General features: G+C 71.3%; 20 protein-coding genes and 1 pseudogene. 6 read left to right on the forward strand and 15 right to left on the reverse strand.

Features of this window, described 5'->3' with window-relative positions; genetic code table 11:
* The first annotated feature begins 2 nt into the window (after positions 1–2).
* Positions 3–1,385 (forward strand): aspartate aminotransferase family protein, encoded by a 1,383-nt coding sequence (locus tag AC3AGO_RS11250; RefSeq protein ID WP_487820022.1) that lies wholly within the window; start codon positions 3–5, stop codon positions 1,383–1,385.
* Positions 1,386–1,397: 12 nt separating this feature from the next.
* Here the strand turns inward: AC3AGO_RS11250 and AC3AGO_RS11255 are convergent, their stop codons facing one another.
* Positions 1,398–2,903, reverse strand: a complete 1,506-nt coding sequence (locus tag AC3AGO_RS11255; RefSeq protein WP_487820023.1) for a PucR family transcriptional regulator ligand-binding domain-containing protein — start codon at positions 2,901–2,903, stop codon at positions 1,398–1,400.
* Between the two features lie 163 nt (positions 2,904–3,066).
* Here AC3AGO_RS11255 and AC3AGO_RS11260 point away from each other — a divergent pair, with 163 nt between their 5' ends.
* From AC3AGO_RS11260 to AC3AGO_RS11275, 4 genes are all read left to right on the forward strand, one after another.
* Positions 3,067–4,572 carry a sodium:solute symporter family protein gene (locus tag AC3AGO_RS11260; RefSeq protein WP_487820024.1) on the forward strand — a complete coding sequence of 502 codons (1,506 nt, stop codon included), beginning with the start codon at positions 3,067–3,069 and terminating at the stop codon, positions 4,570–4,572.
* Positions 4,573–4,589: 17 nt separating this feature from the next.
* Positions 4,590–6,236 carry a thiamine pyrophosphate-binding protein gene (locus tag AC3AGO_RS11265; RefSeq protein WP_487820025.1) on the forward strand — a complete coding sequence of 549 codons (1,647 nt, stop codon included), beginning with the start codon at positions 4,590–4,592 and terminating at the stop codon, positions 6,234–6,236.
* A 215-nt stretch (positions 6,237–6,451) separates the two neighbouring features.
* A complete protein-coding gene (locus tag AC3AGO_RS11270; protein WP_487820026.1) occupies positions 6,452–7,276 on the forward strand; it encodes an ABC transporter ATP-binding protein in 825 nt (274 codons plus the stop codon).
* Positions 7,258–8,478 (forward strand): hypothetical protein, encoded by a 1,221-nt coding sequence (locus AC3AGO_RS11275; RefSeq protein ID WP_487820027.1) that lies wholly within the window; start codon positions 7,258–7,260, stop codon positions 8,476–8,478. The genes AC3AGO_RS11270 and AC3AGO_RS11275 overlap by 19 nt, the downstream gene beginning before the upstream one ends.
* A gap of 26 nt (positions 8,479–8,504) precedes the next feature.
* Here AC3AGO_RS11275 and AC3AGO_RS11280 read toward each other — a convergent pair whose 3' ends face one another.
* From AC3AGO_RS11280 to rpsB, 9 genes are all read right to left on the reverse strand, one after another.
* Positions 8,505–9,533: an ABC transporter ATP-binding protein gene (locus tag AC3AGO_RS11280; RefSeq protein WP_487820028.1), complete on the reverse strand. Its 1,029-nt coding sequence runs from the start codon at positions 9,531–9,533 to the stop codon at positions 8,505–8,507.
* The gene (locus tag AC3AGO_RS11285; protein ID WP_487824616.1) at positions 9,534–11,144 is read right to left on the reverse strand and encodes an ABC transporter permease; all 1,611 of its coding nucleotides are present in this window, start codon (positions 11,142–11,144) and stop codon (positions 9,534–9,536) included. It lies immediately after the preceding gene.
* Between the two features lie 65 nt (positions 11,145–11,209).
* Positions 11,210–12,289 carry a thiamine ABC transporter substrate-binding protein gene (locus tag AC3AGO_RS11290; RefSeq protein WP_487820029.1) on the reverse strand — a complete coding sequence of 360 codons (1,080 nt, stop codon included), beginning with the start codon at positions 12,287–12,289 and terminating at the stop codon, positions 11,210–11,212.
* Positions 12,290–12,457: 168 nt separating this feature from the next.
* Positions 12,458–13,564, reverse strand: a complete 1,107-nt coding sequence (gene rlmN, locus AC3AGO_RS11295) for a dual-specificity RNA methyltransferase RlmN (RefSeq protein ID WP_487820030.1) — start codon at positions 13,562–13,564, stop codon at positions 12,458–12,460.
* Positions 13,565–13,638: 74 nt separating this feature from the next.
* Complete coding sequence (locus AC3AGO_RS11300) at positions 13,639–14,739, reverse strand: phosphatidate cytidylyltransferase (protein WP_487820031.1); 1,101 nt, start codon at positions 14,737–14,739, stop codon at positions 13,639–13,641.
* Between the two features lie 42 nt (positions 14,740–14,781).
* Positions 14,782–15,339: a ribosome recycling factor gene (frr, locus tag AC3AGO_RS11305; protein ID WP_487820032.1), complete on the reverse strand. Its 558-nt coding sequence runs from the start codon at positions 15,337–15,339 to the stop codon at positions 14,782–14,784.
* A 163-nt stretch (positions 15,340–15,502) separates the two neighbouring features.
* Entirely contained in the window at positions 15,503–16,267 is a 765-nt protein-coding gene (gene pyrH / locus AC3AGO_RS11310; RefSeq protein WP_487820033.1) for a UMP kinase, read from the reverse strand.
* A gap of 183 nt (positions 16,268–16,450) precedes the next feature.
* Positions 16,451–17,290, reverse strand: a complete 840-nt coding sequence (gene tsf, locus AC3AGO_RS11315; RefSeq protein WP_487820034.1) for a translation elongation factor Ts — start codon at positions 17,288–17,290, stop codon at positions 16,451–16,453.
* A gap of 115 nt (positions 17,291–17,405) precedes the next feature.
* Positions 17,406–18,317 (reverse strand): 30S ribosomal protein S2, encoded by a 912-nt coding sequence (gene rpsB / locus AC3AGO_RS11320; protein WP_487820035.1) that lies wholly within the window; start codon positions 18,315–18,317, stop codon positions 17,406–17,408.
* A 356-nt stretch (positions 18,318–18,673) separates the two neighbouring features.
* Between rpsB and AC3AGO_RS11325 the strand changes: the two are divergent.
* Positions 18,674–19,207: pseudogene (locus tag AC3AGO_RS11325) on the forward strand (peptidoglycan DD-metalloendopeptidase family protein); the annotation flags it as partial.
* A gap of 285 nt (positions 19,208–19,492) precedes the next feature.
* Here AC3AGO_RS11325 and AC3AGO_RS11330 read toward each other — a convergent pair.
* The 5 genes from AC3AGO_RS11330 to AC3AGO_RS11350 form a co-directional block, all read right to left on the reverse strand.
* Positions 19,493–20,053 (reverse strand): TetR/AcrR family transcriptional regulator, encoded by a 561-nt coding sequence (locus tag AC3AGO_RS11330; protein ID WP_487824617.1) that lies wholly within the window; start codon positions 20,051–20,053, stop codon positions 19,493–19,495.
* Positions 20,054–20,107: 54 nt separating this feature from the next.
* Positions 20,108–20,980 (reverse strand): RNA polymerase sigma factor WhiG, encoded by an 873-nt coding sequence (gene whiG / locus AC3AGO_RS11335; RefSeq protein ID WP_487820036.1) that lies wholly within the window; start codon positions 20,978–20,980, stop codon positions 20,108–20,110.
* A 271-nt stretch (positions 20,981–21,251) separates the two neighbouring features.
* Entirely contained in the window at positions 21,252–22,427 is a 1,176-nt protein-coding gene (dprA, locus tag AC3AGO_RS11340; RefSeq protein ID WP_487820037.1) for a DNA-processing protein DprA, read from the reverse strand.
* A 139-nt stretch (positions 22,428–22,566) separates the two neighbouring features.
* Positions 22,567–24,195 (reverse strand): YifB family Mg chelatase-like AAA ATPase, encoded by a 1,629-nt coding sequence (locus AC3AGO_RS11345; RefSeq protein WP_487820038.1) that lies wholly within the window; start codon positions 24,193–24,195, stop codon positions 22,567–22,569.
* Positions 24,195–24,578: a YraN family protein gene (locus tag AC3AGO_RS11350; RefSeq protein WP_487820039.1), complete on the reverse strand. Its 384-nt coding sequence runs from the start codon at positions 24,576–24,578 to the stop codon at positions 24,195–24,197. Before AC3AGO_RS11350 ends, AC3AGO_RS11345 begins: the two co-directional genes overlap by 1 nt.
* Positions 24,579–24,750: the final 172 nt, after the last annotated feature.

The following is a 24,750-nucleotide window of genomic DNA, read 5'->3' on the forward strand; positions in this document are numbered from 1 at the left end:
CCGTGGGCAACAACGCCGAGGCCAAGGGCACAGATCTCTCCAAGAGCGCCACAGACCACCTGTGGATGCACTTCACCCGGATGTCGTCGTACGAGCAGAAGCCCGTGCCGACCATCGTCAGGGGCGAGGGGTGCTACGTCTACGACACGAACGGAAAGCGCTACCTGGACGGCCTCGCGGGGCTGTTCGTGGTGCAGGCCGGGCACGGTCGTGCGGAGCTCGCCGAGGCCGCCAACAAGCAGGCACAGGAACTGGGCTTCTTCCCGCTGTGGTCGTACGCCCACCCGAAGGCCGTCGAACTGGCGGAACGTCTCGCCAACTACGCGCCGGGCGACCTGAACAAGGTCTTCTTCACCTCCGGCGGAGGTGAGGCCGTCGAGACCGCGTGGAAGCTGGCGAAGCAGTTCCACAAGCTGAACGGCAGCCCGCTCAAGCACAAGGTCATATCGCGGAACGTCGCCTACCACGGCACCCCGCACGGCGCCCTGTCCATCACCGGACTCCCGGGCCTGAAGGCCCCGTTCGAGCCGCTGGTGCCCGGCGCGCACAAGGTGCCGAACACCAACATCTACCGCGCGCCGATCCACGGCGACGACCCCGAGGCCTTCGGCCGCTGGGCCGCCGACCAGATCGAGCAGCAGATCCTCTTCGAGGGCCCGGAGACGGTCGCGGCCGTCTTCCTGGAGCCCGTGCAGAACGCCGGCGGCTGCTTCCCGCCGCCGCCCGGGTACTTCCAGCGGGTCCGCGAGATCTGCGACCAGTACGACGTGCTGCTCGTCTCCGACGAGGTCATCTGCGCCTTCGGCCGGCTGGGCACCATGTTCGCGTGCGACAAGTTCGACTACGTGCCGGACATCATCACCTGCGCGAAGGGCCTCACGTCGGGCTACTCGCCGCTGGGTGCGGCGATCATCTCGGACCGGATCGCCGAGCCGTTCTGGCAGGGTGACAACACCTTCCTGCACGGCTACACCTTCGGCGGCCACCCGGTGTCGTCCGCCGTGGCGCTCGCCAACCTCGACATCTTCGAGCGCGAGGGCCTCAACCAGCACGTGCTGGACAACGAGGGCGCCTTCCGCGGCACCCTGGAGAAGCTCCTGGACCTGCCGATCGTCGGCGACGTGCGCGGCAACGGGTACTTCTACGGGATCGAGCTGGTCAAGGACAAGGCGACCAAGGAGTCCTTCACGGACGAGGAGTCGGAGCGCGTGCTCCACGGCTTCCTCTCCGAAGCGCTCTTCGACAACGGCCTGTACTGCCGCGCCGACGACCGCGGCGACCCGGTCGTCCAGCTGGCGCCGCCGCTGATCTCCGACCAGAAGATCTTCGACGAGGCGGAGCAGATCCTGCGCTCCGTGCTCACGGAGGCCTGGACGAAGCTCTGAGCCACCGTCCGCTCAGCTCCAGCTGAGCGCGAACCACAGCTCCATGCGGGCGTCCTGCTCGGCCAGATCGAGGCCGAGCAGGGCGCCCGTTCGCGCGATCCGCTGCCGCACGGTGTTGCGGTGCACGGACAGGGCGACAGCCGTACGGTCCCAACTGCCGTGCAGCGACAGCCACATCCGCAGCGTCTCGGTCAGTTCGGGCCGCCCGTCGAGCGGGGCGAGCAGTGTCCGGGCGTGCGCCCGTCTGTCCTCCGGCGGCACCAGTGACGCCACTCCCCCGGCGGCCGCGCCCCCGCTCTGCTGCACGACGGACCGCCGTTCGGCGACGGCGCGCCGCAGCGCACGTGCCGCCTGCGCGTCACCCTCCTGCAGTGCGTCCGGTGCGACGGGCTGTGCGGCGCCGAGCGTCCATCCGGGCTGGGCTTCCACGGGCGCTTCGGACGGTACGAGGGCGCGCAGTCCGTCACCGTCCACGTCCAGCAGATTGGACCCGAGGCCCGCGGCGAGCTCGGACAGCGCGAACGGGTCGCTGTCACGGTCACGCTGCCGTCCCTTCTGCCGCTTCCCGTGCACAACAGTCCAGCGTTGCTGTGCGTCGCCGAGCAGCGGTGCCGCCACGCTCGCCGGCGCGCCGAGCATGAGCCGTACGAGGGCGGCCGAGCGCCGTGCGTCGGTGGCCGCGGCCCGCGGCTCGGCCAGCAGGGAGAGCAGGACGACGGCCACGGAGGCGATGGCGCCGTCCGTGCCGCCCCGCTTCCGCGTGCTCACGCCCAGGGCGAGGCGCTCCCGCCCTCCGAGCCCGTACACGCTCAGCTGGTCGGCGCCGCGCGAGCTCGCCGCCGAGGACGGGCCGGGCCGCAACTGGCCGGTGAGTGCGGCCAGTTCCCTGCGGATGTCACCGGCCGGCGGGCTGCCGGCGGAGGCGAGCTCCGTACCGTCCGGGCCGAACAGCACGGTGAACGCGTCCAGATGCTGCGCCAGCTGACGCAGTACGGCGCCGACGGGGTGCGGCCGCGCGGCAGCGGCGGCCAGCGTGTGCTGGGCCTCGCTCAGTCTGCGCAGTTCGTGGTGCTGGTGCTCCGCCATCAGCCGGCCCACGGCGCGCGCGACCGCCGCGAAGGGCGTCTCCTCGGGCACTTCGAGCAGCGGCAGCCCGAGCCGGTCGCAGGCGGCGGCCAGGGCGGGGGGCACGGCGTCGTGCACGGGGGCGACCCCGAAACCGAGCACCGCGACGCGCGACGCGGCGACGCACTGTGCGTACCGGTCCCAGTGCGCCTCCGCCTCCTCGTCCGTCGTCGCGTCGCAGTGCAGTCCGGCGCTCAACAGCAGTTCGCCGCCGAGCAGATAGGGGCGCGGGTCCGCCATTTCGCTGGTGTGCACGGAATACACCGGGAGCTCCGGATTGCGCGGCCCCGCTGCCTGGCGCAGCCCGAGCCCCGTCTCACCGGTCAGCTCACCGAGCGGCACCGGCACCGTGGGCGGAACGAGCTCGTACACAGGGGCACCCCCTGACGTCATGGATGTTTCGTACAACGCCCGGGAGCGCAATGAAGGAAACGTACACTTCCCGGCCCGCTTGCGGACACCTAATGTCTCCGCCTAGCAGCCGGTGTCTCCGGCCTGCCCGTTCCCCGCGTTCCCCTCCCCCTCCGCTCTGCCCCCTCCGGAACTGGATCTCCCCATGATCATCGACTACACAGTGATCGTTCTCTATCTGGCGGGCATGCTCGCCGTCGGCTGGTGGGGAATGCGCCGCGCGAAATCCAAGAGCGACTTCCTGGTCGCCGGACGGCGGCTGGGCCCGTTCATGTACTCGGGCACGATGGCCGCCATCGTGCTCGGCGGCGCCTCGACCATCGGCGGCGTCGGCCTCGGCTACCAGTACGGACTGTCGGGCGCCTGGCTGGTGTTCACCATCGGCTTCGGGCTGCTGGCGCTGAGCCTGTTCTTCTCCGCGCGCATCAACCGGCTGAAGGTGTACACGGTCAGCCAGATGCTGGACCTGCGCTACGGCAGCTCCTCCGCGGTCATCTCCGGGATCGTCATGTGGGCGTACACGCTGATGCTGGCGGTCACGTCGACCATCGCGTACGCCACCATCTTCGACGTCATCTTCGGCCTGGACCGGGTGCTGGCGATCATCCTCGGCGGCGTCATCGTGATCGCCTACTCGACGCTCGGCGGCATGTGGTCGATCACGCTGACGGACATGGTGCAGTTCGTCGTGAAGTCCGTGGGTGTGCTGCTTCTCCTGCTGCCCATCGCGGTCTACAAGGCCGGCGGTCTCTCGGAGATGCAGCAGCAGCTTCCCGACGACTACTTCTCCCCGATGAGCATCGGCGCACAGACGGTCTTCACGTACGTCCTCATCTACAGCTTCGGCATGCTCATCGGACAGGACATCTGGCAGCGCGTGTTCACGGCGCGCAGCGACACCGTCGCCCGGAAGGGCGGCACGGCGGCCGGCACGTACTGCCTGGTCTACGCCGTGGCCGGAGCACTCATCGGCACCGCCACCAAGGTGCTGTACCCCAAGCTGGACAGCCCCGACGCGGCCTTCGCGACGATCGTCGACGACGCGCTGCCGGTCGGCGTGAAGGGCCTGGTGCTCGCGGCGGCACTGTCCGCGGTCATGTCGACGTCCTCGGGTGCGCTGATCGCCTGTGCGACGGTCGCCAACAACGACATCTGGTCCCGGCTGCGCGCCCGGTTCACCGGCGCGGGCAGCGTCCCCGACGGCGAGGCGCCGCACGACGAGGTGCGCGGCAACCGCGTCTTCATCCTGGTGATGGGCGTGGCGACCGTCGGCGTCTCCATCGCCCTCAACGACGTCGTCGAGGCCCTTCAGGTGGCCTACAACCTGCTGGTCGGCGGGCTGTTGGTGCCGGTGCTCGGCGGGCTCATGTGGAAGCGCGGCACGGCGCAGGGCGCCCTCGCGGCTGTCGGGGCGGGCGGTCTGACAGTGCTCGGCACAATGGCCTGGAAGGGCATCCTCGCCAACGAGCCGATCTACTACGGTCTGCTCGCCTCCTTGATCGTCTTCGTCGTCGTCAGCCTGTCGACCCGTCCCACGGACCCCGCCGTACTGGCGTCCTGGCGGGACAGGCTGGCCGGCGGCCCCGGCACGCAGGACGGCGGGAACGACGAGGCGTCCGGGCAGCAGCACGGCGCCGCGCTCCAGAACTGAAAGGTACGTACGGCAGCATGACAACAGTTCAGCCCCGCACCGGCGGCGATCTCGTCGTCGAGTCCCTGACAGCGCTCGGCGCGCACACGGTCTTCGGACTGCCCGGACAGCACGCTCTCGGCACCTTCGACGCGCTGCGCCGCTCCTCCCTGGAGTACGTCGGACTGCGCGTCGAGAACAACGCGGGCTTCGCCGCCGACGCCTTCGCGCGGGTGACCGATACGGTCGCCCCGCTGCTGGTCTCCACCGGCCCCGGCGCGCTGATGTCGCTGCCCGCGCTGCAGGAGGCCGCGTCCGCCTCGGCACCGGTGCTCGGCATCAGCAGCCAGATCCCCGCCGCCGGACTGGGCGGCAGGCGGCAGGGCTATCTGCACGAACTGCGCGACCAGCAGGCCTCGTTCCGCGACGTCGTGAAGTCCGTGCACACGGTGCGCGCCGCCTCCCAGATCCCGTCGGCCCTCGCGGAGGCCTGGGCCTCCGCCCTGGAGGCGCCCCGCGGTCCCGTGTGGGTGGAGATCCCGCAGGACGTGCTGCTCGGCCCGGCCGGCGTCCCGCCGGTCGGGGAACTGTCCGCCGCACCGCGCGCCCTTCCGCCGCGTACGGAGCTGATCGCCGAGGCGGCCGGACTGCTGGACGGCGCCGAACGTCCCGTGGTGCTGGCCGGCGGCGGGGTCGTACGGGCGGGTGCGCAGGACGAACTGCGCGCGCTCGCCGAGAAGCTGGACGCTCCCGTGGCCACCACCTTCGGCGGCAAGGGCGCGTTCCCCTGGGACCACAGGCTGTCGCTTCGGTCCTGGATGGAGGACCGGTACACCACCGAGTTCCTGGAGGACGCCGACGTACTGCTTGTCGTCGGCTCGGGACTGGGCGAACTGTCCTCCAATTACCACACGTTCGCACCTCGCGGACGGGTCGTGCAGATCGACGCGGACCTCGGGAAGCTGGAGGCCAACCATCCGGCGCTGGCCGTCCACGCGGACGCCCGCGCGGCACTCGGCGCGCTGACAGCGGCGGTGACCGGACGTCCGGCCGGACAGTCGGCGGAGCGGGTGTCCGATCTGCTGTCCCGCGTGCACGACAGGATCGCCGGGCAGAAACTCACCCTCGAACAGGACGTCCTGGCAGCCGTGCGCGAGGCACTGCCCGACGGGTCGCCCAGCTTCTGGGACATGACGATCCTCGCCTACTGGGCCTGGTCCGCGTTCGATCCCCGCGACGGCGCCTTCCACTCGGCACAGGGCGCCGGCGGCCTCGGCTACGGCTACCCCGCCGCGCTGGGCGCCGCCGCGGCGGACCGCTCCACCCCCGTCCTCGCCGTGTCCGGTGACGGCGGGGCGATGTACTCGCTCGCGGAACTCGCGTCGGCCCGCCAGCACCAACTCCCCGTCACCTGGCTGATCGTGGACGACGGCGGGTACGGCATCCTGCGCGAGTACATGACGGACGCCTTCGGCGAGGCGTCCGCGACCGAGCTGGCCCGGCCGGACTTCGTCGCCCTGGCCGAGTCCTTCGGCGTCCCCGCGGTCCGCACCTCGGCCGAAGGGCTGCGCGCCGACCTGGCGGCGGCCCTGGCCGCCCCGGGACCGTCGGTCGTCGTCCTGCCCGAACTGCTGCGCATGTTCGCGCCCACCCATCTGCCGGCGGAGACGCCCGCCGAAGGGTGAGCCCGTCTCGTCCGCCGTCGCCACTGCCACCCGGCAGTGACCGGCTGCCCCTGGAGTGACCGGCTGGCCCTGGAGTGGCCGGCTGCCCCCTGGAGTGACCGAAAGGGCCCGCCGTCGTTCACTCAACCAGGGGAACAACAGCGGGCGCTGCCACGGCAGTCGGCGCCCGTCCGCGCGGCGGGACGGCGCGGCGAGCAGCGGAGCAGAGGTGAAGGATGCCACCGACGACAGCACCGCCGGACAACGAGGTGCTCTGGACGCGCGGGCTGCACCATGCGTACGGGGGCTCGCCCGCGCTCCAGGGCATCACGCTCGGCGTCCGCGAGGGCGAGATCCTTTCCGTCACCGGTCCGCGGGGCTCCGGCAAGACGACACTGCTGCGCTGTCTGTCCGCCCAGTTGGCCACCCAGCAGGGCGAAGTGTGGTTCAACAGCGTCCCCTTGCACACGCTCGGCCCGGCACCGCGCGAGCGGCTGCGGCGCGCCCGGTTCGGCTGGATCGGCTGCTCCCCCGAGCTCGTGCCGGAGCTGTCCGCCTGGGAGAACGCCGCCCTGCCGCTGCTGCTCGCCGGTGAGCGACACAAGGCGGCACGTACGGCTGCGCGCGAGTGGCTGGAGCGGCTGGACGTGGGCAGCTGTGCGCGGAAGCGTCCGGAGGCGCTGCTCCAGTCGGAGCGTCAACGGGTCGCCGTCGCGCGGGCGCTGGTGCACGGGCCGGCAGTCCTGTTCGCCGACGAACCGACCGCTCCGCTCCATCAGGCCGACCGCGCCCAGGTGTTGCGCACGCTGACGACGGCCGCGCGGTCGCACCGCATCACCGTCGTGATGGCAACGCACGACTCCGCGGCGACCGCCGACGACGGCACCTCGCCCACTGCCCTGGTGGACCGCACGGTGCGGCTGGCCGACGGGCGGCAGGTCTCGGCGGCCGCGCCCGTCGGTGGCGCCGCACAGTCCGGCGCCGGAGACCCTTCTGCCGCGGAGGCTCCGCCGAGCGCGGAGAGCCCGGAGGACAGAGCCGCATGCTCGGCCTCCGCCTAGTCCGCAGGGCGCACCCGCTCGTTCTGCTGTGCTGCGTGCTGCTGGCCTGCGCGGCGGCGGTCGCCGGCGTTCAGCTTCTGGAGGCTCTGGCCCGGGCGGCGCAGGCCCCGCCCGGACACAGCGGTACGGCAGTGCCGCGGCTCCTGTGGTCCGTCGTTCCACTGGCCGCCACCGCACAGTTGGGCGCCGCCGTCGCCCGTGCGGTACCGGGTGAACAGACGCGCACAGGACTGGCAGCCGGCGGTCTCGGGCCCGCGGGACTGCCGTTGACGACAGGTGTGACGGCGGGCGTGTGCTGTCTTGCGGGCAGTGCGGCGGCCGCACTGTTCCACCTGTGGCACGGAGGTGCGGTCCGCCTGACGGACGGCGGGCACGAGATTCCCCTGCCCGCGGCGCTGACGCTGCTGTGCGTCGCCCCGCTCATGGTGGCGGCGGCGGCCGCCTGGGCGAGCGCGCGCCGTCCTGCGCGCGCCCGGGAGCCGTACGCCCCGACGGACACTCCCTCACCAACAGGCCGCGCCGGTGCGGGACTTGTACCGCCCCCGGCCTCTCCGTCCGGCGCTTCCCTCCGTGCCGCCATGTCCGTGGAGGAGTCCTACCGGGCCACGCCTCTGTGGGGTGCCGCGCTGGGGCTGACAGGCCTCGCCGTCACGGCGTACGCGGCGTCCTCTGGTGTGCCCGCGGGCCCGGGGCCGTGGGGAACCGCCGGGATACTGGCGGGCTGGCTGGCCCTCGCCTGCGGTGTGGTCGTCGCCGTGCCGGGCGTCCTGTACGCCTGCGGCAAGGGCATCGCCGCGGGGAAGCCCGGGGCGCTGCGGCTGCTGTCCGGCCGCGCGCTGCAACAGGAAGCGCACAGGGCGGGCCGGCCGCTGGGCGTGCTGTGCGCGGTGAGCGCCGCTGTCGTCGTCGCCGTCCGGCTGCACCACGCGGGGCTGCCGGATGTCACGCCCGGCCCTTTGACCGTCGCCGGGCTGCTGCTGGTGCCGGTCTGCAGTGCGGTGAGCGCGCTGGCGGCCATCGCCGTATGGCAGTCCGAACGGACGCCGGTGGCAGCCCTGTTGTACCGCCTGGGCGCCCCCCACCGTCTGCTGCGGCGCGCGGCCGCTCTCCGTACCGCCGCCCTGCTGGCCGCGCTCGTACCGCTTGTGTGGCTGGTGAGCGGTCTCGCCGCACTGCCGGTCCTGCGCTCCGCCGGAGGGTGAACGCCGGGGCCCGGCCCCGGACTCGGTCAGCCTTCGAGCCGTACGACGTCCTCCGCGTCGAAGGTGACACCGACCGTCGCGCCCGCCTCCGGGGAGTCCCGCAGCGCGCAGGAGGCCTCCAGGCGGGGGCCGTTCCCGGGCTGCAGCAGCACCGTGACGGCCGCCCCGCTGCCGCCCCGGAAGGTACGCGCCTCGACGGTGCAGCGCAGTCCGTCCTCCGGCGCGGTCAGCCGCACGCCGGTGGGACGTACGAGGATCCGGCACTCCCCGGACTCCGTGCCGTCGGGCACCGGCAGCTTGCCCCAGGGCGTGTCGGCGGCGTCGGCACGTACGGTCGCCGGAACGACGTTGTCGAAGCCGAGGAAGCGGGCGACGAACTCGGAGGCGGGCTGCCGCCACACCTCCAGCGGGGTGCCGGCCTGCGCGATGCGCCCCTCGTGCATGACAACGACACGGTCGGCGAGTGCGAAGGCCTCACCGTGGTCATGGGTGACGGCGAGGACGGTGGTGCCCAACCTGTGGAACACCTCGCGCAGTTCGACCACGAGCCGCTCGCGCAGACTGCGGTCGAGCTGTCCGAGGGGCTCGTCCAGCATGAGCAGCCGGGGCTCCGGTGCGAGGGCCCGGGCGAGGGCGACACGCTGCTGCTCGCCGCCCGACAGCGCGGCCACCGCCCGGTGTTCGGCACCGGGCAGACCGACCATGCCGAGCAGCCGGGTCACTCTGCGGGAGGTCTCGGCCTTGTCCATACGGTGCATGCGGAGCCCGAACGCGACGTTGCCGCCCACGTCGCGCTGCGGGAACAGCTGGTGGTCCTGGAACATGAGCCCGACGCCCCGCCTGTGCGCCGGTACCCCGGTCTGGTCCTTGCCGGACAGCAGCACCTTCCCGCTGTCCGCCTGCTGAAGTCCCGCGACGACGCGCAGCAGTGTCGACTTGCCGCTGCCGCTGGGCCCCAGTACGCACACGGTCTCGGCGTCGGCGACGTCCAGACTCACCGCGTCCAGGGCCGTCCGCTCACCGAAGCGGACGGTCACTCCGTCCAGTCGCAGCATCTAGAACTCTCCCGAGCGGTCGGTGCGGATGCGTTCGAGGGCGAGCAGGGTGACCGCGCACACCAGCATCAGAATGGTGCTGAGGGCCATCGCCTGCCCGTAGTTGAGCTCTCCGGCGCGTCCCAGGAACCGGGAGACGGCGACGGGCAGCGTCGGGGTGTCGGGCCGCGCGATGAAGACGGTGGCGCCGAACTCGCCCAGCGATACGGCGAAGGCGAACCCGGCCGCGGCCAGCAGGGCCCTGCGTACGAGCGGCAGGTCCACCTCGCGCCACGCCCGCAGGGGCGAGGCGCCCAGCACGGCGGCGGCCTCCCGCAGCCGGACGTCGACGGCGCGCAGGACGGGCAGCATGGTGCGGACGACGAAAGGCACGCCGACCAGCGCCTGGGCGAGCGGCACGAGCATCCACGAGGAGCGCAGGTCCAACGGCGGCGCGTCCAGGGCGATGAGGAAGCCGAACCCGACGGTCACGGCGGAGGTGCCCAGCGGCAGCATGAGCATCGCGTCGAAACCGCGCACCAGTTTTCCCGCCCTCCGGGTGAGCGCCGCGGCGGCGAGGCCGCCGATCACCAGGGCGAGGAGTGTGGCGACAGCGGCGTAGGCGAGGGAGTTGCCCACCGCTTCGATGGGGGCGACGACGAACGTGCCACTGTCCGACACGGATTGCAGTGCGCGGTAGTAGTCGAAGCCGTAGCCGTGCGGTGTGTTCAGTGAGCGTTCGACAAGCACGCCGAGCGGTACCAGGACCAGCAGCAGCACGAGTGACAGTACGGACCACAGCAGCGTCCACTGTCCCGCACCCCTGGGGCGGCGCGACGTGTGCTCCGCGGGGACCATCCGCAGTGCGGACTCCCTCTTGCGCACGGACCAGGCGTGCACGCCCAACAGGGCGGCCACCGCGGCGAACTGGAGGAGTGTCAGTACGGCTGCCGTCGGCAGGTCCAGCAGTGCGGCGGTCTGCTGGTAAATCTCGACCTCCAGGGTGGCGTACCCCGGCCCGCCGAGGACCTGGATGACGCCGAAGGAGGTGAAGGTGAAGAGGAAGACGATGAGGGCTGCGGCCCCGACAGACGGTGCCAGCGCCGGCAGCGTCACCCGGCGCCAGGCGGCGAACCGTCCCGCGCCGAGCATGCGGGCCGCCTCCTCCTGCCGCGGGTCGAGCTGTGACCACAGACCGCCCACCGTCCGTACCACCACGGCGAAGTTGAGGAAGACATGGGCGAGGAGGATCGCCCACACGCTGGTGTCCAGCCGTACGCCCCACCATTCGTCGAGCAGCCCGCCCCGTCCCAGCAGCGCCAGGAAGGCGGAACCCACGACGACCGTCGGCAGCACGAACGGCACCGTCACGACGGCACGCAGGAAGTTCTTGCCGGGGAAGTCCAGGCGGGCGAACACGTAGGCGGCGGGCAGGGCCAGAGCGAGCGTCAGCGCCGTCGAGGCCGCCGCCTGCCACACGGTGAACCACAGCACGCGCAGTACGTCCGGCTCTCCGAGGACCTCGCCGAGCCGTGCCAACTGCCACTGGCCGCCGGGGCGCAGTCCGCGGCCGACGATCGCGGCGACCGGGTAGGCGAAGAACACCGCGAAGAACGCGGCGGGCACGGCCATGAGGGCGAGCCGTACCGCTGTGCTGCAGGCGCCGCCGGCGGGGTGCGTCCGGCGGGCGCCGCGGGCTACTTCACGACGAGTGAGTTCCACGACTTGATCCACTGCTCCCGGTGTGCGGCGATCTTCTCCGGGGCCAGGGTCGCCGGCTTGTCGATCTTCTCGCCGTACTTGGTGAACAGCTCCGGCACCTTGGCGTCCTCACGTGCCGGGTTGACGAACATGGTGAGCGGCATGTCCTCCTGGAACCTCTTGCCGGCCATGAAGTCGAGCAGCGCCTTGCCGCCCTTCGTGTTCTTCGCCCCGTCCAGCAGTCCGGCGAACTCCGTCTGCCGGAAGCAGGTGTCCTTGGCGACCCCGGTCGGCGCCTGCTTCGGCTCCGGCTTCTTGCCCAGCACCTCGACGGGCGGGCTGGACGCGTACGAGACGACCAGCGGCCGGTCGCCCTTGCCCTTGCCGCCCTGCGAACCGCTGAACCGGTCGTTGTAGGCCTGCTCCCAGCCGTCGGTGACCTCGACGCCGTTGGCCTTGAGCTTCTTCCAGTAGCCCTGCCAGCCCTTGTCGCCGTACTTCGCGGCGCTCGCCAGCAGGAAGCCGAGCCCCGGCGAGGACGTCGCGGCGCTCGGTGTGACGAGCAGGTTCTTGTACTCCGGCTTGGTCAGGTCGGCCAGGGTGCGCGGCGGGTCCAGCTTCTTCTTCGCGAAGTAGGAGCGGTCGTAGTTGACGCAGATGTCGCCGGTGTCCATCGGCGTCACCCGGTGCTTGTCCGCGTCCAGTTGGAGGTCCCGCGGCATCTTGTCGCTGTCCTTGACGCGGTGCGGCGCGAAGACGCCCTCGTCCAGCGCGCGGGACAGCAGCGTGTTGTCGACACCGAAGAAGACGTCGCCCTGCGGGTTGCCCTTGTTGAGCACCGCCTGGTTGACGGCGGCGCCGGCGTCGCCGCCGCGCAGCACCTTCACCTTGTAGCCGGTCTCCTTGGTGAACTCCTTCAGCACGGGCTTCGACGTGTTGAAGGAGTCGTGCGTCACCAGGGTGACCGTCTTCGAGTCGCCCTCGTCCCCGGAACCCGCACCGCACGCGGCGAGCGAGCCCGTCAGGGCGAGGACGGTCGTGATCACGGACGCGGTACGCCGGACCTGCTTGTTCATGATGATCGTTCGACTTCCTACCCGGCATGACCCGGGCGAGGTTCGAGGGTCTGCGGTCCGTCCGCTGTCCGGACGGCCGCACTCTCAGCGCTGTGCGCTCCCCTGTCGGTATGTGGTTGGCGCGGTGCCGGAGGGCTCAACCCGGTTCCGACACGCGTGCGAAGAGTATCAGCGCTCCGTCGCGGCGAGCTGCCCGCAGGCGCCGTCGATCTCCTGCCCGCGGGTGTCCCGGACGGTGACCGGCACGCCGTGCGAGGCGAGCGTCCGTACGAACTCGGCCTCGTCCTCCGGACGGGACGCGGTCCACTTCGAACCGGGCGTGGGGTTGAGCGGGATCAGGTTCACATGGACCCGCTTGCCCTTGAGCAGGCGGCCGAGCAGATCGGCGCGCCACGCCTGGTCGTTGATGTCGCGGATCAGCGCGTACTCGATGGAGATGCGGCGCCCGGACTTCTCCGCGTACTCCCAGGCGGCGTCCAGCACTTCGCGCACCTTCCAGCGCTGGTTGACCGGCACCAGGGTGTCGCGCAGTTCGTCGTCCGGCGCGTGCAGCGACAGCGCGAGCCGGCACTTGAAGCCCTCGTCGGCGAACCGCAGCATCGCCGGGACCAGGCCGACCGTGGAGACGGTGATGCCGCGCTGGGACAGCCCGACCCCGTCGGGCTCCGGGTCGGTCAGCCGCCGGATGGCGCCCACGACCCGCTTGTAGTTGGCGAGCGGCTCGCCCATGCCCATGAAGACGATGTTCGACAGTCGTGCGGGCCCGCCCGGCACCTCACCGTCGCGCAGTGCCCGCATCCCGTCGACGATCTGGTGCACGATCTCGGCGGTGGACAGATTGCGGTCCAGACCCGCCTGGCCGGTGGCGCAGAACGGACAGTTCATACCGCAGCCCGCCTGCGAGCTGATGCACATGGTGACCCGGTCCGGGTAGCGCATGAGCACCGACTCGACCAGCGTCCCGTCGTGCATCTTCCACAGCGTCTTGCGCGTGGTGTCCTCGTCGCAGCTGATGTGCCGCACCACACTCATCAGTTCCGGCAGCAGCCCGTCCGCCAGCTTCTCGCGCGAGGCAGCGGGGATGTCGGTCCACTCCGCGGGCTCGTGCGCGAACCGCGAGAAGTAGTGCTGCGAGAGCTGTTTGGCTCGGAAGGGCTTCTCCCCGATCGCGGCGACCGCCTCGCGGCGCTCCTCCGGCGTGAGATCGGCGAGATGCCGCGGCGGCTTCTTGGCGCCGCGCGGCGCGACAAAGGTGAGTTCTCCGGGTGCAGGCATAGCTCATCCAGTGTCGCAGATGAGCGGGGGTAGCCCGTCCCGCCGGACGGGCCTGGGCCGGGTGGGGCCGGGGGTCAGCCGGCGCCGACGAAGACGGTGAACAGCAGCCACACGACGGGGGCCGTCGGCAGCAGGGAGTCCAGCCGGTCCATGATGCCGCCGTGTCCCGGCAGCAGCGTGCCCATGTCCTTGATGCCCAGGTCCCGCTTCATCATCGACTCGCCGAGGTCGCCGAGGGTCGCGCTGCCCGCGACCGCGAGGCCCAGCAGCAGCCCCTGCCACCAGATGCCGTCGTCGATCAGGAACTGCATGCACAGTGCGCCCGCCGCCATGGCGAAGGCGACGGCGCCGACCAGGCCCTCGCGGGTCTTGCCCGGGCTGATGCGCGGAGCGAGCTTGTGCTTGCCGAAGCGCCAGCCGACCGCGTACGCGCCGGTGTCGCTGACCACCGTCAGCAGGAGGAAGGTCAGCACCCGCCACGGGCCGTCGCCCGCGGCGAGCATCATGGCCACGAAGGTGGCCAGGAACGGGACGTAGAACGCGGCGAACACACCGGCCGTGACGTCCCGCAGATAGTTGTCCGGTGGCTCCGTCATGCGCCACACGAGAACGGCGAGTGCCGTGAGCGCCACGGCGACCCACGCGCCGTCCGCTCCCCGTACGTAGCCCGCGACGATCATGGCGGCGCCGCCGACGGCCAGCGGCACCAACGGCGCCCGGATCTCCTTGCGTTCGGACAGCCGCGAGGTGAACTCCCACAGGCCGACGACCACGGCGATGGCGATCACACCGACGAAGAGCGGCTTGTACAGGAACAGCGCGGCCAGAATCACCACACCGAGGCCGAGGCCGACCCCTATCGCGGCGCGCAGGTCGCGCCCTGCGCGTTTCTTGCCGCCGCTGCTCGCGCTGTCGTCACTGCCGGCACCGGATCCGGAACCGGCGCGGTCGTCACTGCCGGCACTGCCGGAGCTGTCACCCTCTGCGCCGGTGCCGTTCTCCGTGCCGCCGTTCTGCCGGTGACGGCCGGGCCGGCCGTCACCGAGGCTGCCGGGACCGCTGTCCCCGGGGTCGGACACGATAGGCATACGCCGAGTCTGCGACGTATCGCCGTTCTCATGCGCGGGACCCGCCGGTACGGGGGACGGCGGGGATCCCCAGGAAGCGTCGTTCACGGATTGCAGCCTTAGACCTTGACCTTGGACCTCTACGGGGACTCAGACCTCAAGCAGCTCCGATTCCTTGTGCTTGAGCAGCTCGTCGATCTGCGCCACGTACTTGGACGTGGTGTCGTCGAGCTCCTTCTCGCCCCGGTGGCCCTCGTCCTCACCGACGTCGCCGTCCTTGACGGCCTTGTCGATGGCTTCCTTGGCCTTGCGGCGGATGCTGCGGATGGCGATCTTCGCGTCCTCGCCCTTGGTCTTGGCGACCTTGATGAACTCCCGGCGGCGCTCCTCCGTGAGTTCGGGGAAGGTGACGCGGATGATGTTGCCGTCGTTCGACGGGTTCACACCCAGGTCCGAATCACGGATCGCCTGTTCGATGTTGCGCAGCGAGCTCTTGTCGAACGGGGTCACGACCGCCATCCGGGCCTCGGGCACCGAGAACGACGCCAGCTGGTTGATCGGCGTCAGCGTGCCGTAGTACTCCGCCACGATCTTGTTGAACATCGCCGGGTGCGCACGACCGGTACGAATCGCGGCGAAGTCCTCCTTGGCGACGACGACCGCCTTCTCCATCTTCTCCTCGGCCTCGAGGAGGGTCTCTTCGATCACCACGTGCTCCTGGTTCGATGAATGAGCCTTGTGAATAGGCTCTGATTCCTGCACGGTGTCCGACCGGCAGTCCGTTGTCCATCCCCGTGCGGTGCCGTTCGCGCGGCACCGTGTTGCCTTCATGCGCCCAAGGTCCCGCGCGGCGACGGACGCAGACGGTCCGTCAGTTACGGGTTCCCTGGTTGCTCACCAGAGTGCCGATCTTCTCACCCTTCACCGCACGGCCGATATTGCCCTCGGCGAGCAGCTCGAAGACGAGAATCGGAAGCTTGTTGTCCCGGCAGAGGGTGACGGCCGTCGCGTCCGCGACCTTCAGGTCCCGGGTGATGACCTCGCCGTACTCCAGCGCGTCGAACATCACGGCGTCGGCGTTCTTCTTCGGGTCGGAGTCGTAGACCCCGTCGACCCCGTTCTTGCCCATCAGCAGCGCCTCGGCGTCGATCTCCAGAGCGCGCTGCGCAGCCGTCGTGTCGGTGGAGAAGTACGGCATGCCCATCCCCGCGCCGAAGATGACCACGCGGCCCTTCTCCAGGTGCCGCACGGCACGCAGCGGGATGTACGGCTCCGCGACCTGCCCCATCGTGATGGCGGTCTGCACGCGGGAGTCGATGCCCTCCTTCTCCAGGAAGTCCTGGAGCGCGAGGCAGTTCATGACGGTGCCGAGCATGCCCATGTAATCCGAGCGGGCCCGGTCCATGCCGCGCTGCTGGAGCTCCGCGCCGCGGAAGAAGTTGCCGCCGCCGATGACCACGGCGATCTCGGCGCCGTCCCGGACCACCGATGCGATCTCACGCGCCACCTTGTGCACCACGTCGGGGTCGACACCGAGTCCACCGCCGCCGGCGAACGCCTCCCCCGACAGCTTCAGCAGGAAACGTCGTCGCCCGCCGCGGCCGCCGTCCTTGTCGGTCTCGGTGTCCTTGTTCATGAGATCTCCTCGTGCGTCGTGCACAGACGAGGAGGCCATTGCCGTCGGATCCGTAACGGTTCCCTGTGCGGCAATGGCCTCCTCGTCACAACTGCCCTGTGCCCGACCTTATCGGGCGGGTGCCGCAACCCCGGTGTACCGGGGCGCCGTGTGCGCGGTGGCGGCGTGCGGCGTACGGGGTGGTCAGGCGGCGCCTACGCGGAAGCGGGCGAAGTGCTTCAGCGAGACACCGGCCTCGTCCAGAACCTTCTGGACGGACTTCTTGTTGTCCTTGGCGAAGGGCTGGTCCAGCAGGACGTTCTCCTTGAAGAAGCCCGTGACGCGACCCTCGACGATCTTCGGCAGGGCCTGCTCCGGCTTGCCCTCCTCGCGCGCGGTCTCATCGGCGATCCGGCGCTCGTTCTCGACGGTCTCGGCCGGAACCTCTTCGCGGGTGAGGAACTTGGGCGACAGCGCCGCGATGTGCTGCGCGACGTCCTTCGCGACCTCGGCGTTCTCCTGGTCCAGCTCGACCAGCACGCCGACCTGCGGGGGCAGGTCCGGGTTCGTGCGGTGCAGGTAGGAGCCGACGAAGCCGCCGGTGAAGTGCACGAAGCGGTTGAGGACGATCTTCTCGCCGAGGGTGGCGTTGGTCTCGTCCACGAACGCCTGGACCGTCTGGCCCGGCTTGATCTCGGACGCGAGCAGCGCCTCGATGTCGGCCGGCGCGGAGGTGGCGATGAACTCGGCGATCTCGTCGGCCGCGGCCTGGAACTTGTCGCCCTTGGCGACGAAGTCCGTCTCGCAGTTCAGCTCGACGAGCACACCCGACTTCTTGTCGTCGGCGATCCGGGCGACGATCGCACCGTTCTCGGCGGAACGGCTCTCGCGCTTCGCAACGCCCTTCTGGCCCTTGACGCGAAGGACCTCAACGGCCTTGTCGACGTCGCCCTCGGCCTCGTCCAGCGCCTTCTTGCAGTCCATCATGCCGGCGCCGGTGAGCTCCCGGAGCTTCTTGACGTCGGCGGCGGTGTAGTTCGCCATGATCGTTCGGTCTCTTCCCGAAAAGTCGATGAGGTTGGGGTCACGGTGATACGGCGGGGAGTTGGCCCCCCGCCGTATCACCGCAGCTGCAGCGTGCCCGCCGCTGGAGGAGGTGTCAGGCCTGCTCGGTGTCGGCGGCCTCGGCGTCACCGGTCTTCTCGGCGGCCTGGACCGGCTCGGCGTCGGCAGCCTTCTCGGTCTCGGTGGAGGACTGCACCTCGGCCTCGGCCTCGGCCGGCTTCTCCTCGGCCTTCTCGCCCTCGAGGAGCTCGCGCTCCCACTCGGCCAGCGGCTCGCCGGCGGCCTTCTCGCCGCCCTTGGCGGCGTCGGCGGCACCGGAGCGGGCGATGAGGCCCTCGGCGGCGGCGTCGGCGATCACCCGGGTGAGCAGGGTGACGGAGCGGATCGCGTCGTCGTTACCCGGGATCTTGTAGTCGACCTCGTCCGGGTCGCAGTTGGTGTCCAGGATCGCGACGACCGGGATGTTGAGCTTGCGCGCCTCGCCGACGGCGATGTGCTCCTTCTTGGTGTCCACGATCCAGACGGCGCTCGGCACCTTCTGCATCTCGCGGATACCGCCAAGGGTCTTCTCCAGCTTGGCCTTCTCGCGGGAGAGGACGAGCAGCTCCTTCTTGGTGAGGCCGGAGGCGGCCACATCCTCGAAGTCGATCTGCTCCAGCTCCTTGAGGCGCTGCAGACGCTTGTAGACGGTCGAGAAGTTGGTCAGCATGCCGCCGAGCCAGCGCTGGTTCACGTAGGGCATGCCCACGCGAGTGGCCTGCTCGGCGATGGCCTCCTGGGCCTGCTTCTTGGTGCCGACGAACATGATGGAGCCGCCGTGCGCGACGGTCTCCTTGACGAACTCGTAGGCGCGGTCGATGTACGACAGCGACTGGAGCAGGTCGATGATGTAAATGCCGTTGCGCTCGGTGAAGATGAAGCGCTTCATCTTCGGGTTCCAGCGGCGGGTCTGGTGCCCGAAGTGGACGCCGCTCTCCAGCAGCTCCCGCATCGTGACGACGGCCATGGCCGTTCTCCTTGAGGTACTCGGTTGTCGTCAGCGGCGGCCGGATCGGCCGTCGCTTGCCTGACGCCCCTGACGCGCAGTGCCTGGGAAAAGCCTGGTGAGAGGCGTCTCCAAGGACCGAGACGCGCGGCCACCGGGTCAGGGTGGCGGGGCGTGCGAAGTCAGCCCGGTCACCCGGGCCGCACAGAGCAGTGTACGGGACCGGGAAAGGGGGCCGCGCCACCGTGGTCCGGCAGCCGGTGCCGATGGCCTCGGCTTTCCCTCCGACGAGTGGCGCAGTTATCCACAACTGTCAGGTTATCCACGGAAATTCGGCAAGATCCCCGCGGCGACGCGGGGTGCGCGAGGGTCCTGCCATGCGCCGACGAACCCCGAAGCACCGCTTCCGTATCCCCGCCCCGCGGCCGCGGCCCGCCGTGGCCGCGGCACTCGCCGTGCTCCTTCTGCTCGCCGTGCTTCTGCTGCTCGGAGCGCTCGCTCCGCCGGGGGCCGCGCGGGAAGGAGCTCCGGGCGCGGACCGCGACCGCGCCGGGGTGCCGGCCATCGGCCGGTTCTGGCCCGTGCGGGGCCCGGGAGGAACGCAGCGGCCCGCGGTCGTCCGCGGCTGGGAGCCGCCTCCCTCACCGTGGGCCGCGGGCCACCGCGGTGTGGACCTCGCGGCTCCGCCCGGGACACCGGTCCGGGCCGTCGCACCCGGCAGGGTCTCCTTCGCCGGGAAGGTCGCGGGTCGCGGTGTCCTCTCCCTGGAGCTCGCCGGTACGGGCCGGCCTCCCCTGCGGACGACGTACGAGCCGGTGCGGCCCTCCGTCCGCGAGGGCCGGCGGGTGCGCGCGGGCGAGACCGTCGCCACCGTGGCGGCACCCGCCGTCGTGGCGTACGGCTCCGCGCACTGCCCGGCCGGCGGCTGTCTGCACTGGGGACTGCGGCGCGGGGAGCGCTATCTGAATCCACTGTCGCTGCTGCCGCCCCGGCTGCTGCGGGGCGGGCCCTCCCGGCTGCTGCCCGTCTTCGGGGTGCCGGTGCCCCACGGAGCGCCGCAGGCGGCGCTGTTGTGCGGGGCCGCGGTCTGGGCGCGGCGGCGCCTGGTGAAGGGAAGCGGACCGCGCCGGGAGGGAGCGCGACGGAGAGTCCGGGGAAGCGACTCGCGGCGGGAGAAAGGGAGCCGGCGCGGGCCGTCAGCTGCCGCTGACCCCGTGCAGCGCCATCTCCACGGCCGCCTCGGTGATCACCTCGGGGTCCTCGGCCGCGCCGAGTTCGATGCGCCGCACCGCGGCGTCGACGACGCCCTGCAGCAGCATCGCGGCCATCCGCGGCTGCTCGTGACCGAGCTCGCCCAGCGCCTCGACGATCATCGCGATCAGCCCACCGTGCGCCGCACGGATCTTCTCCCGTGCCGCGGCGTCCAGTTCACCCGCCGAGATGGCGACGACCGCACGGTGCCGCCGGTCACCGACGAGGGCGAGCTGCCGCCGCACATACGCCTCGATCTGCGCCTCCGGGGTCTGCTCCGCGGACATCGCGGTCTCGACCTCGGCGGCCCAGACCGGAAAGTCGACGGCGCACAACTCCTCGACGACAGCCGCGCGGGAGCGGAAATACTCATAGACGGAAGAGCGCGCGAGTCCCGTGCGCTGCGCGAGGGCAGGGAAGGTCAGTGCTTCCGTGCCGCCCTCGGACAGCAGCGAGCGGGCAGCGTCCAGCAGTGCAGCGCGCTGCATGTTCCGGTGCTCGGCCACGGAGGCCGCTCGAATCCTGGGCACGGCTCCTACCTTACGGACGGCAGTACCGATTCAGCGACCGACGTCCGCCAGCTTTGCTCGCAACTGGAGCACGGACTTGGTGTGGATCTGGCTGACGCGGCTCTCCGTGACCCCGAGCACCTGGCCGATCTCGGCGAGTGTCAGCCCCTCGTAGTAGTAGAGGGTGACGACCGTTTTCTCCCGCTCCGGGAGGGTGTTGATGGCCCGGGCCAGCAGCCGCCGCAGCTCGCGGTCCTCCGCGACCTCCACGGGATTGTCGGCGGCCGTGTCCTCCAGGGTGTCCATCAGGCTGAGCCGCTCGCCGCTTTCACCGCCGACGTGCAGCAGCTCCTCCAGCGCCACGACATTGGCGAGCGACAACTGGCTGAAGACTCCGTGCAGTTCCTCCAGGGGAACACCCATTTCGGCGGCGACCTCGGCCTCGGAGGGGCTGCGTCGCAGCGTCGCCTCCAGCGTGGCGTAGGCGCGCTCCACCGCGCGGGCCTTCTGCCGCACCGAGCGGGGAATCCAGTCCAGCGCCCGCAGTTCGTCGATCATGGCGCCGCGGATGCGGGTGATGGCATACGTCTCGAACTTGATCGAGCGGTCCGGGTCGAACTTCTCGATGGCGTCGATGAGTCCGAAGATCCCCGAGGAGACGAAGTCCGCCTGTTCCACATTGGGCGGCAGACCGACGCTGACCCGCCCCGCCACGTACTTCACCAACGGCGAGTAGTGCAGGATCAGCTGTTCCCTGAGCCGGTCGTCGCCCTTGGCCTTGTACGCCCGCCAGAGCTCGTCCAGCGAGGCGGGAGCGGCACCGGCCACCGCGGCGCCGGCCGCACCGGCCGCGTCGATCGCGATCGCCGCCGTCGGCGCCGCCGCGGCAGCGGTGCTGTCGGGCCCGGAGATGTGCTGGGGCATTCGTCGCCTAGAGCCGTTTCTGCTGAGGGGGAGTCAGTTCAAGAAGTCGTGTTCGTGTGTCTCTTTCTGAATTGATGTGAGCGTAGCGTGACTAGAGCGTCGCACTACGCGATGAGGGCCCGTTCCCGCATGGGCAGATTCGTTCCGTTGCCCGCGCTCAGGTGTTACCCGGATGGCGGTATTGGCGACGTCTGTTCGGCGGGTGATGCGGTTGAACAAGCTCACATGTATCACCTTTTCACTCCATATCCGCAGGTCAAGCACCGCATCATCACTCAATGGAGTGCTCGCCCCCGTTCCTCGTCAACTGCCAGCGTCCGGCCGCGTATTCGACGAATCCGAGGGCCCGCAGTTCGTGAAGATCCGCGAGAACTTCCTCACATGTTCTGCCTGCGGCCTCGGCGAGTCGCGCGGGATCGGCGGCGCCGCGCGCCGGCATGGCCTCCAGCACACTCGCCGCACCGGGCGGCAAGGCGTCGCGCGGGACTTCCGGTCCGCGCCGCCGGGGCGCCAGCTCTCCCATGGCGCCGACCAGTTCGACGACTTCACCCGCGTCGGTGACCAGCTCCGCCTCGCCGCGCAGGAGTTCGTGCGTGCCCGCGGATATTCCGGAGGTGACCGGGCCGGGTACGCCCATCACGTACCGCCCCAGCTCCCGCGCATGCCGCGCCGTCGAGAGGGAGCCGCTGCGCAGGGCCGCCTCGACGACGACGGTGCCCCGTGTCAACGCGGCGATCACCCTGTTCCGCAGGATGAACCTGCTGCGGGACGGATGGTCTCCGGGCGGCAACTCGGCGGCCAGCAGGCCCTGTTCCCCGAGCCGGCCGATCAGCGCGCCGTGAGCCGGCGGATAGGCGACGTCCACCCCGCAGGCCAGCACCCCCACCGTCGCCCCTCCCACAGCGAGCACTCCCCGGTGCGCAGCCCCGTCAATGCCGAAGGCGGCCCCGGACACCACCGTCCAGCCGCACTCCGCGAGCCCCGCACCCAGCCGCGAGGCCACATGCGCCCCATAGTCCGTGCAGGCCCTGGCCCCCACCACGGCGACGGACCGCAACGCCCAGAGCCGCAACGAGGGCCTGCCCCGCACCCACAGCCCAAGAGGCCGGGCCGTCCCCAAGTCGTCGAGCTGTCCCGGCCATTCCGGATCACCGGGGCACACGAAACGGCCCCCCACTTCCTGTACGGCCCGCAGGTCCTCTCCCGGGCGGGCTCTCCCGGCGCGGGCCCGCAGCGCCGCCCAGCGTGCGTCGCTCGCCCCCTCCAGGGGCGGGCCGTCCCCGGTCAGGGCCCGCAGCACTGCCTCGGGCCCGTGGACCGACAGCCACCGCCCCATGAGTTCGTCCCCCGGCTCGGCGGTGCGGGTCAGCGCGGCGCGGGCCCACCGCTCGCCCTCCCCCACGCCACCCCCGTCACCGGCCTCGCCCCGCACTGCCCCGCCGTCCACAGCCTCGCCCCGTCCCGTCCCACACCCGTCCCGCACCGGCTCACCCCGCACAGCCCGCCCTCACACCCCGGCCCTCATGCCCGAGCCCCGTGACACCCCGGCCCTCTCATGTCCGGCCCCCTTCACGCCCCGCTCCCCGTCACAGCCGTGCCCCCGCACGCGCCACTCCCCGTGAGATCCCCGTCCGCAGCTCCAGGGCGCGTCCGACGTCCTCCGCAGTGGGCCGCCCGTGCCCCGCGAGGTCGGCGATCGTCCAGGCCACCCTCAGCACCCGGTCGAGGCCACGGGCCGTCAACAGGCCCCGCTCCATGTCCTCTTCGGCCTCTCCGAGCGCGCCGGGCATCACCGGCCACCGCGTGCGCAGCTCGTGCCCCGGCACTTCGCTGTTGGCCGTCCACGGGACGTCCGCGTAGCGGGCGGCGGCCCGTTCACGCGCGGCCAGGACCCGCGCGGCGACCTCCGTGGTCGGCTCGGCTCCTCCGTCCCGGCCCGCCAGCTCGGCGAGTTCGGCACGGGACACCGGCTCGACGGTGACCCGCAGGTCGACCCGGTCCAGCAGCGGCCCGGACAGCCGGGCCCGGTAGCGGCGGACGGAGGAGGGGCGGCATTCGCAGCCGCCCGCGCGGGCCCCGTGCCGCCCGCAGGGGCAGGGGTTGGCGGCGAGGACGAGCAGGAAGCGGGCGGGCATCCGCAGCATGCCCGCGGCCCGGGCGACCACGATGTGCCCCGATTCCAGAGGCTGCCGCATCGCGTCCAGCACGCGCCCCGAACATTCGGCGGCCTCGTCCAGGAAGAGCACGCCGTTGTGTGCCAGGGAGACGGCACCGGGTCGGGGCAGTCCCGTTCCGCCGCCGACGAGCGAGGACATGGTCGCCGAGTGGTGCGGCGCGCAGTAGGGCGCCCGCTCGACGAGCGGCTGGCCGGGCGGGAGCACTCCGGCGACCGAGTGGACGGCGGTGACCTCCAGTGACTCCTTGGCGCTGAGCGGCGGCAGCAGTCCCGGGAGACGTTCGGCGAGCATCGTCTTGCCCGCTCCCGGCGGCCCCTTGAAGAACAGGTGGTGCCGTCCCGCCGCGGCCACTTCCAGCGCGCCGCGTGCCGCGGCCTGCCCGGCGACGTCCTTCATGTCCGGCGGCCGCTCCTGGGGGCCGCCGCCGACCGCGCCGGGGCCGCCGACAGGCAGGGCGAGTCCCGCCAGGAACGGGTCGCGCCTGCCGTCGCCCGCGGCGTCCTCGTCGTCCTCCTCCGGCACCGGTTCGTCCGTGAGCAACGCGATCAGATGCCGCAGGCTGCGCACGCCCCGCACCGACACGTCCGGCACCAACGACGCCTCCGGAACGGTCTGCTGAGGCACGACCACGTTCCGGTAGCCGGCGTCGGCCGCGGCCAGCACGGCGGGGAGCACCCCGCGCACCGGCCGCACCCTGCCGTCCAGCCCGAGCTCGCCGAGCATCATCACGTCGGCGATGCTCCGGGGGTCGATGCGCTCGGCGGCGCCCAGCACCGCGCAGGCCACCGCGATGTCGAAGCTGCTGCCGCCCTTGGGCACGGACGCCGGGCTGAGCCCGACGGTGAGTTTCTTCTGCGGCCACTCGCCGCCGGAGTTGACCACCGCGGCGCGTACCCGGTCGCGGCTCTCGGTCAGGCTCTTGTCGGGCAGGCCCACCAGCGTGAAGGTGGCCAGCCCCGGCTCCAGGTCGGCCTGTACCTCGACGGGCACGCCCTCCACTCCGACGAGCGCCACCGAGCAGGTCCGGGCGAATCCCATCAGGCCACCCCCTCGGCGTGCTGCACCAGGGGCGCGCCGCGTTCCGGCAGCAGGACGCCGACCAGGTCGATCCGCACGCCGCCGCGGGGCGGCGCGCCGTACCGCACGAGCCAGCGTTCGTTCAGCCAGCGGGCGGCGAGCCGCCGCAGCCGTGCCGACTTCGCCGGTGTGACCGCCGCCATCGGGTGCTCGTACACCCCGCCGCGCAGCGCCCGGCGGGTCTTCACCTCGCAGATCACCAGCGCGTCCGCGTCGCGCGCGACGATGTCCACCTCGCCCTCCCGGCAGCGCCAGTTGCGCTCCAGGACCGTCAGGCCCTTCTCCCGCAGCCGACGGACGGCCACGTCCTCCCCGTACCTGCCGAGTGCTCCCCGCTGGTTCATCGGCACCACCTCCGGCACCGACTGTGACGGCGTCCGCCGCCGCTCGGGGATCTTGGAGGATTTCTGGGGACAACTCACGGGGTGTGGACAACCCGGCCACCCGTACGGGTAAGGCTCCGGCGGGTGAGGCTCCGGCCCTACGAGCAAGGAGCCGGAGCCGGAACAGCAAGAA

This window comes from Streptomyces sp. BL1 (genome assembly GCF_057628045.1).

Coding starts and splice junctions, on each gene's coding strand:
- AC3AGO_RS11255 (WP_487820023.1), bottom strand. CDS start 2,903: ATGACGTCAGGGGGTGCCCCTGTGTACGAGCTCGTTCCGCCCACGGTG.
- AC3AGO_RS11260 (WP_487820024.1), top strand. CDS start 3,067: ATGATCATCGACTACACAGTGATCGTTCTCTATCTGGCGGGCATGCTC.
- AC3AGO_RS11265 (WP_487820025.1), top strand. CDS start 4,590: ATGACAACAGTTCAGCCCCGCACCGGCGGCGATCTCGTCGTCGAGTCC.
- AC3AGO_RS11270 (WP_487820026.1), top strand. CDS start 6,452: ATGCCACCGACGACAGCACCGCCGGACAACGAGGTGCTCTGGACGCGC.
- AC3AGO_RS11275 (WP_487820027.1), top strand. CDS start 7,258: ATGCTCGGCCTCCGCCTAGTCCGCAGGGCGCACCCGCTCGTTCTGCTG.
- AC3AGO_RS11280 (WP_487820028.1), bottom strand. CDS start 9,533: ATGCTGCGACTGGACGGAGTGACCGTCCGCTTCGGTGAGCGGACGGCC.
- AC3AGO_RS11285 (WP_487824616.1), bottom strand. CDS start 11,144: ATGGCCGTGCCCGCCGCGTTCTTCGCGGTGTTCTTCGCCTACCCGGTC.
- AC3AGO_RS11290 (WP_487820029.1), bottom strand. CDS start 12,289: ATGAACAAGCAGGTCCGGCGTACCGCGTCCGTGATCACGACCGTCCTC.
- rlmN (WP_487820030.1), bottom strand. CDS start 13,564: ATGCCTGCACCCGGAGAACTCACCTTTGTCGCGCCGCGCGGCGCCAAG.
- pyrH (WP_487820033.1), bottom strand. CDS start 16,267: ATGAACAAGGACACCGAGACCGACAAGGACGGCGGCCGCGGCGGGCGA.
- tsf (WP_487820034.1), bottom strand. CDS start 17,290: ATGGCGAACTACACCGCCGCCGACGTCAAGAAGCTCCGGGAGCTCACC.
- rpsB (WP_487820035.1), bottom strand. CDS start 18,317: ATGGCCGTCGTCACGATGCGGGAGCTGCTGGAGAGCGGCGTCCACTTC.
- whiG (WP_487820036.1), bottom strand. CDS start 20,980: ATGCCCCAGCACATCTCCGGGCCCGACAGCACCGCTGCCGCGGCGGCG.
- AC3AGO_RS11345 (WP_487820038.1), bottom strand. CDS start 24,195: ATGGGATTCGCCCGGACCTGCTCGGTGGCGCTCGTCGGAGTGGAGGGC.
- AC3AGO_RS11350 (WP_487820039.1), bottom strand. CDS start 24,578: ATGAACCAGCGGGGAGCACTCGGCAGGTACGGGGAGGACGTGGCCGTC.